This is a genomic window from Hydrogenophaga sp. FW305-3-2-15-A-LB1, from assembly GCF_058787875.1.
On the sequence record NZ_JBYTAE010000087.1, the window covers coordinates 21,163 to 28,067 of the forward strand.

7 protein-coding genes are annotated in these 6,905 nt (G+C 71.0%); 1 reads left to right on the plus strand and 6 read right to left on the minus strand.

The genetic code is table 11. The features are described from left to right. Positions 1-6: 6 nt before the first annotated feature. Complete coding sequence (locus tag AC3WPZ_RS22895) at positions 7-354, minus strand: winged helix-turn-helix domain-containing protein (RefSeq protein ID WP_382159393.1); 348 nt, start codon at positions 352-354, stop codon at positions 7-9. Between the two features lie 27 nt (positions 355-381). Then, positions 382-1,272, minus strand: a complete 891-nt coding sequence (locus tag AC3WPZ_RS22900) for a LysR family transcriptional regulator (protein ID WP_492441720.1) — start codon at positions 1,270-1,272, stop codon at positions 382-384. A gap of 108 nt (positions 1,273-1,380) precedes the next feature. Here AC3WPZ_RS22900 and AC3WPZ_RS22905 point away from each other — a divergent pair, with 108 nt between their 5' ends. Then, the gene (locus tag AC3WPZ_RS22905; protein WP_492441721.1) at positions 1,381-2,124 is read left to right on the plus strand and encodes an SDR family oxidoreductase; all 744 of its coding nucleotides are present in this window, start codon (positions 1,381-1,383) and stop codon (positions 2,122-2,124) included. 162 nt (positions 2,125-2,286) lie between these two features. On the opposite strand, the gene AC3WPZ_RS22910 is transcribed toward AC3WPZ_RS22905, so the two are convergent. The 4 genes from AC3WPZ_RS22910 to edd form a co-directional block, all read right to left on the minus strand. After that, entirely contained in the window at positions 2,287-2,634 is a 348-nt protein-coding gene (locus tag AC3WPZ_RS22910) for a hypothetical protein (RefSeq protein ID WP_291113075.1), read from the minus strand. A gap of 156 nt (positions 2,635-2,790) precedes the next feature. Next, positions 2,791-4,365, minus strand: a complete 1,575-nt coding sequence (pgi, locus tag AC3WPZ_RS22915) for a glucose-6-phosphate isomerase (RefSeq protein WP_492441723.1) — start codon at positions 4,363-4,365, stop codon at positions 2,791-2,793. 22 nt (positions 4,366-4,387) lie between these two features. After that, entirely contained in the window at positions 4,388-5,026 is a 639-nt protein-coding gene (eda, locus tag AC3WPZ_RS22920) for a bifunctional 4-hydroxy-2-oxoglutarate aldolase/2-dehydro-3-deoxy-phosphogluconate aldolase (protein WP_492441725.1), read from the minus strand. Positions 5,027-5,037: 11 nt separating this feature from the next. After that, positions 5,038-6,900, minus strand: a complete 1,863-nt coding sequence (gene edd, locus AC3WPZ_RS22925) for a phosphogluconate dehydratase (RefSeq protein ID WP_492441727.1) — start codon at positions 6,898-6,900, stop codon at positions 5,038-5,040. Between the last annotated feature and the right edge of the window lie 5 nt (positions 6,901-6,905).

Below are 6,905 nucleotides of genomic sequence, written 5' to 3' on the forward strand. Positions count from 1 at the left end.
CCCGCTTCAGGGCGCGATCAGGCGGGTGAGCTGCTGCAGCTCGGCCGAGGCCGCGGCCAGGGCGATGGCCTCGATGGCGCGGTAGCGCCGCACCAGCTCTTCGCCCACGGGCGTGAGCGAGGTACCGCCCCCCTTGGCCCCGCCGGCTGCCGTGGACACGGCCGGCCCGGTCAGCGAGCGGTTGATCTCGTCCACCAGCAGCCAGGCGCGCCGGTACGACATGTTGAGTTCCCGGCCGGCCGCCGAGATCGAGCCGGTGCGCGCGATGGCTTCGAGCAGGCTCACCTTGCCCGGGCCGATGGCGATGACATCACCGCGCTTGATGCGGAGGCGGAATTGCACCTGGGGTTTCATGGGGGGCGATGCTAACGCAGTGGGGGATCAGGTGAGCGTTTCGAACAGCTCACCCAGCCACTGCGCGAAGGCGCGCACGCGCACGGAGAGCTGGCGGTTCTGCGGGTACAGCACCGACACCTGCAGCGGGGGCGGTGGCAGGTCCACCAGCACCTCGCGCAACTGGCCCGAGGCCAGTTCGTCGGCCACGCGGTAGCGCGGCACCTGCACCAGGCCCAGGCCGGCGATCGCCGCGCCCGCGTAGACGTCGGCCCCCGTCACCGAGACCGGGCCGCTCAGGCTCAGCGTGCGCACTTCGCCGTTCACCGTGAACTCCAGCGGCAGGGCCTGGCCCGTGGCGCTGGAGAGGTAGTTCACCGCGCGGTGGCCGGCCAGGTCGGCCAGGGTCCGAGGCTCGCCGAACTGCGCGAGATAGCTCGCGCTGGCGCAGGTGAGCTGCGGCAGCAGCGCCACCCGGCGCGCCACCAGGGACGAGTCGCGCAGCTGGCCGGCGCGCAGCACGCAGTCCACGCCTTCGCGCACCAAGTCGACCAGGCGGTCGTCCTCGCCGATCTGCAGTTCCAGCTGCGGGTGCCGCGCGAGAAAGGCGGGCAGGGCGGGCACGACGAAGCGGCGCGCCAGCGTGCCCTGCAGGTTCACGCGCAGCAGGCCCTTGGGCACGGCCTGGCGGAACAGGCCGTCGGCTTCTTCGAGGTCGGCCAGCAGGCCCACGCAACGCTGGCGGTAGGCCTCGCCATCGGGCGTGAGCCGCACCGTGCGCGTGGTGCGCTCCAGCAGGCGCACGCCCAGGCGCGCCTCCAGCCGCTGGATCAGGTTGCTCACCGTCGCGCGCGGCAGCTGCAGGTCGTCCGCCGCCTGCGTGAAGCTGCCCCGCTCGGCGATGCGCACGAACACCTGCATTTCCTGGAATCGGTCCATGGGCGGTATTGTTGATGAAATTCGAATTATGTTGCCAATTTCGATGTAATGATCTTCCGGTGGGAACGATCCATCATCGGGCCATCGTTCAACTTTTCAGGAAAACCCATGAGCTCCAACGCCTCCTCCCCCGTCGCCATCGTCACCGGCGCCTCGCGCGGCATCGGCGCCGAACTGGCCCGCCGGCTGGCCGCCGACGGTTACGCCGTGGTGGTGAACCACGCCCACAGCGCCCCCGAGGCCGAGGCCCTGGTGGCCGAGCTGCGCGCCGGCGGCGCCCGGGCCATCGCGGTGCGGGCCGACGTCTCGAAGGCCGAGGAGGTGCGGGTCCTCTTCGACGTCACCGAGCGCGAACTCGGCCCGGTGGACGTGCTGGTGAACAACGCCGGCGTGCTCAAGACGGTGCCGCTGGCGCAGACCAGCGATGCGCTGTACGACCGCACCTTCGACACCAACGTGCGAGGCACCTTCAACACCCTGCGCGAGGCCGCCACGCGGCTGAACGAGGGCGGGCGCATCGTCAACTTCTCCAGCACCACGGTGGCGCTGAACCTGCCGGGCTACAGCGTGTACATCGCCTCCAAGGCGGCGGTGGAGTCGCTCACCCAGGTGTTCGCCAAGGAGTTGCGCGGGCGCCGCATCACGGTCAACGCGGTGGCGCCCGGCCCGGTGGCCACCGCGCTGTTCTTCGACGGCAAGACGCCCGAGCAGATCCAGATGCACGCCCAGATGCCGCCGCTGCAGCGGCTGGGCGAGCCGGGCGACATCGCTTCGGTGGTGGGATTTCTGGTGAGCCCGGCCGGTGGCTGGGTCAATGGTCAGGTGCTGCGCGCCAACGGCGGCTTGGCGTGAAGAAGGAGGCACCCCCTGCGCCACTTCGTGGCTTCCCCCTCACTGGCGCCTTCGGCTGGGAGGGGGACGGCACCTGGGGCCGGCACAGCCGGACCCTCGATGCCCCTGGTGGGCGTTGCTTCAGGCGTCACGGGTCGCGCTTGACGCAACCACGCGGGTCATTCAGCGGCGCTGGCCGCGCTGGAAGGACTGCAGCTGCGCCTTGGAGACGTTGCCTTCGAACAGGGGGGTGAGGTCCGACACGGCGGCCAGGGCGCTGGACTCGTCGCGTTGCAGGCACAGGGCCTGGGCCAGGTCGGCGCGCAGGAACCAGAGGGCCTCGATGCTGGAGGCGTAGCGGATGCGGTGTTCCAGCTGGGGATTGAGTTCGGCGCCTCGCACACCCAGCAGGCGGAGCATCGATTTCTGGATCAGGACCATCGCCCTCGGGTCGGGCGCCTTGGGCGCGGACTCCGAATTCGGCGTGAGGATCGACGTCAGGCTGCTGAGGAAGGTCTTGACTCTTTGCATGCTGGTGGATGCTGTCCGTGTGTGCCGAACCTGATGGAATAGCGCCTGCCCTTTCGGGAACTTTTGCGTTTATACCCGATACGGTATTTTTTGCCGCATTTTTGCGCGACAAAGCACGGTTTGGGGCCCGCTTGCGGCCCGTTGTCGCCACCAGGCTCAGCGGGCGGCCTGCTCCATCGCCTTGGCCATGGTCTTGCCCAGCTCCACGCCCCACTGGTCGAAAGCGTTGATGCGCCAGACCGCGGCCTGGGTGAACACCTTGTGTTCGTAGAGCGCGATCAGGGCACCCAGGCGCGCCGGGTCCAGGCGGTCCAGCCAGAGGATGTGGCTCGGGATGTTGCCCTCGAAACTGCGGTGCGGCGCCATGGCCCGGGCATCGGCTTCGCCCATGCCGTCCTTCTGCAGCAGCGCCTGCGTGTCGGCCAGCGAGCGCCCGCGCGCCATGGCCTCGGCCTGGGCGCGCAGGTTGAGGTTGACCACCTCGTGGTGCGTCGCGGCCAGGGGCAGGGGCGTGTCTTCGTTCTGCACGCCGATGAAGTCCACCGGCACGGTGTGCCGGCCCTGGTGGATCAGCTGGAAGTAGGCGTGTTGCCCGTCGATGCCCAGCCCGCCCCAGACGATGGGGCCGGTGTCCACCGTGGCGGGCGTGCCGTCGGTGTGCGTGCGCTTGCCGTTGGACTCCATGTCCATCTGCTGCACGAAGGGCGTGAAGCGCACCAGGCGCGAGGCGTAGGGCACGACCAGCTGCGTGGGCAGGCCCAGGAAGTTGCGGTTCCAGATCCCGTTCAGGGCCAGCTGCACCGGCAGGTTCTGCGCCAGCGGCGTGGTGCGGAAGTGCTCGTCCATGGCGCGAGCGCCGGCCAGGAAGAGGCGGAAATGCTCGGAGCCGATGGCAATCGCCAGCGGCAGGCCCAGCGCCGACCACACGGAATAGCGCCCGCCCACCCAGTCCCAGAACAGGAAGGTGCGCTCGGCCGGGTAGCCCAGTTTCGCGGCCTGCGCCGGGCTGGCGGTGATGGCCACCAGGTGCTGGCCCAGCGCGTCGGCCGGGCAGCCGTGGTCGCTCAGCCAGCGCCGCGCGCTCGCGGCGTTGGTCAGCGTTTCCTGCGTGGTGAAGGTCTTGCTGGAGACGATGAACAGCGTGCGCGCGGCGTCCAGCCCACGCAACACGCTCCACAGCGCCCAGGCGTCGGGGTTGGAGACGTAGTGCACGCGCACGCCCGGGTGGGCCAGGTGCGCCAGCGCGTCGGCCGCCATGCGCGGGCCGAGGTCGGAGCCGCCGATGCCGATGTTCACCACGTCGGTGATGGCTTCGCCGCTGTGCCCGCGCACCGTGCCCGCGCGCAGGGCTTCGGCGAAGTCGCAGACGCGGGCCAGTTCGACCTGCACGGCCTTCTGCACGTCCGCGCCCCAGGGCCCGGTGTGCAGCGGGTCGCCGCGCAGCGCCACGTGCAGCACGGGTCGGCCTTCGGTGGTGTTGATGGGCTCGCCGCGGAACATGGCGTCGCGCTGGGCCGCCACGCCGGCCTGCTCGGCCAACGCCAGCAGCGCCTGCTGAATGGCGAGCGAGACGCGCTGGCGGCTCGCGTCCAGCGTGATGCCGGCGGCGCGCAGCGCCATGCGCTCGGCGCGGCCGGTGTCGGCGGGCAGCAGCTCGCGCAGGTGGGGCTGCGGTGCCCCGGCCAGGGATTGCAGCTGGGCCCAGGCGGGCAGGGTGGTGGGCAGGGTCATGGGTCGGTGGCGTGCGGTGGCGTCAGACGGCGGTGGCCAGGGTGGTGGCTTCGCGCGCAAGGCGGGCGATGCGTTTCCAGTCGCCCTGGCGCAGCGCGTCCGAGGGCGTGAGCCAGGAGCCGCCGGCCATCGCCACGTTGGGCAGGGCCAGGATCTCGCGCAGGTTCTCGGGGCTCACGCCGCCGGTGGGGCAGAAGCGCACGTCGGGCAGGGGCGCGCCCAGCGCCTTGAGCATGCCGATGCCGCCGGCCTGCGCGGCGGGGAACAGCTTCATCAGCGTGAAGCCGTGGTCGCGCGCGCGCATCACCTCGCTGGGCGTCATCACGCCGGGAATGAAGGGCAGCTTGGCCGCCTTCACCGCGTCCACCAGGGCGTCGGAGCAGCCCGGCGACAGGGCGAACTTCGCGCCCGCGTTCACCACCTGGGTCACCTCGGCCGCGCGCGTGACGGTGCCGGCGCCCAGGTGCATCTTGGGCACGGCGCGCGCCACGGCCTCGATGGCGCGCAGCGCGACGCCCGAGCGCAAGGTGATCTCCATCACGTCGATGCCGCCTTCGAGCAGCGCATGCGCCAGCGGCACGGCCTGGGCCTCGTCGCTCAGGACGATGACGGGCACGACACGGGCGGTGAAAGCAGGGCGGGTGAAGCAGGTGGTCGTCATGGTGTCTGGGTTCAGGCGGTGGGGGTTGCAACGGGGGCCACGGGGCGGTTCACCGCCAGCGGGGCGAACAGGGGCGAGGCGCCCGATTCGGCCGCGCCCGCATTTTCGCGGAACAGGCCGAACAGTTCGCGCCCGCTGCCGTGTTCGTTGGCACTCAGGTCGGGGTGTTTGATGCGGCGGCGGGCCAGGGTGCGGGCATCGACCTCGAGTTCGAGCACGCCGCGCTCGCAGTCGAGCGTGATCCAGTCGCCGTCGCGCACGCGCGCGATCGGGCCGTTGGACAAGGCCTCGGGGCTGAGGTGGATGGCCGCGGGCACCTTGCCCGAGGCGCCGGACATGCGGCCGTCGGTGACCAGCGCCACCTTGAAGCCCTTGTCCTGCAGCACGGCCAGCGGCGGCGTGAGCTTGTGCAGCTCGGGCATGCCGTTGGCGCGCGGGCCCTGATAGCGCACCACGGCGATCAGGTCGCGCTCCAGCTTGCCTTCGTTGAACAGGGTCAGCAGGTCCTGCTGGTCGCTCACCACCACGGCCTGGGCGCGCACCACGCGGTGTTCGGGCTTGACCGCCGAGACCTTCACCACGCTGCGCCCCAGGTTGCCCTGCAGCAGGCGCAGGCCACCGTCGGCGCTGAAGGGCTCGCTCACCGGCCGCAGCACCGAGAGGTCGCCGCTCTGTTCGGGCACCGGGCGCCAGGCGAGCTGGCCGCTGTCGAGCCAGGGCTCGCGCGTGTAGCTGTCCAGGCCCGCGCCCATCACGGTGTTCACGTCGGCGTGCAGCAGGCCGGCGGCGAGCAGCTGCTGCATCAGGTAACCCATGCCGCCGGCGGCGTGGAAGTGGTTCACGTCGGCGCTGCCGTTGGGGTAGACGCGCGCCAGCAGCGGCACCACGTGCGAGAGCTCGGCGAAATCGTCCCAGTCGATCAGCACACCGGCGGCGCGCGCCATGGCCACGAGGTGCAGCGTGTGGTTGGTCGAGCCGCCCGTGGCCAGCAGGCCGACGATGCCGTTGACCAGGGTCTTCTCGGTCACGATGTCGGCCAGGCTCAGCGCGGGTTCGCCGGTGCGGCCGGTGTTGGCCACCGCGCGCTTGACCGCGCCCAGGGTGAGTGCCTCGCGCAACGGCGTGCCGGGGTTGACGAACGAGGCGCCGGGCAGGTGCAGGCCCATGATCTCCATCAGCATCTGGTTGCTGTTGGCCGTGCCGTAGAAGGTGCAGGTGCCGGGGCTGTGGTAGGCCTGGGCCTCCGATTCGAGCAGCGCGTCGCGGCCCACCAGGCCTTGCGCGTACTGCTGGCGCACCTTGGCCTTGGCGTCGTTCGAGAGGCCCGAGGTCATGGGGCCGGCGGGCACGAACACGGTGCTCAGGTGGCCGAACTGCAGCGCGCCCATGAACAGGCCGGGCACGATCTTGTCGCAGATGCCGAGCATGAGCGCGGCGTCGAACACGTTGTGCGAGAGCGCCACGGCGGTGGAGAGCGCGATCACGTCGCGCGAGAACAGCGAGAGCTCCATGCCGGCCGCGCCCTGCGTGATGCCGTCGCACATGGCGGGCACGCCGCCGGCCACCTGCACCGTGGCGCCCAGGCCGTGCGCGTGGTCGCGGATCTTCTGCGGGTAGGTCTCGTAGGGCTGGTGCGCCGAGAGCATGTCGTTGTACGCGGTGACGATGCCCAGGTGCGGCGCGCGTTCGGCGTGGATCTGGAGCTTGTCGGCCAGGGGCAGCGCGGCCGTGGTGTGGGCCATGTTGGCGCAGCCCATGCCGGTGCGCTGCGTGCCTTTCTTGCGCTGCGCGGCCATGGCGGCGAGGTAGGTCGCGCGCGTGGCGGCGCTGCGCTCGGTGATGCGCTGCGTGACGTGGGCCAGGGTGGGGTGCAGGGGGG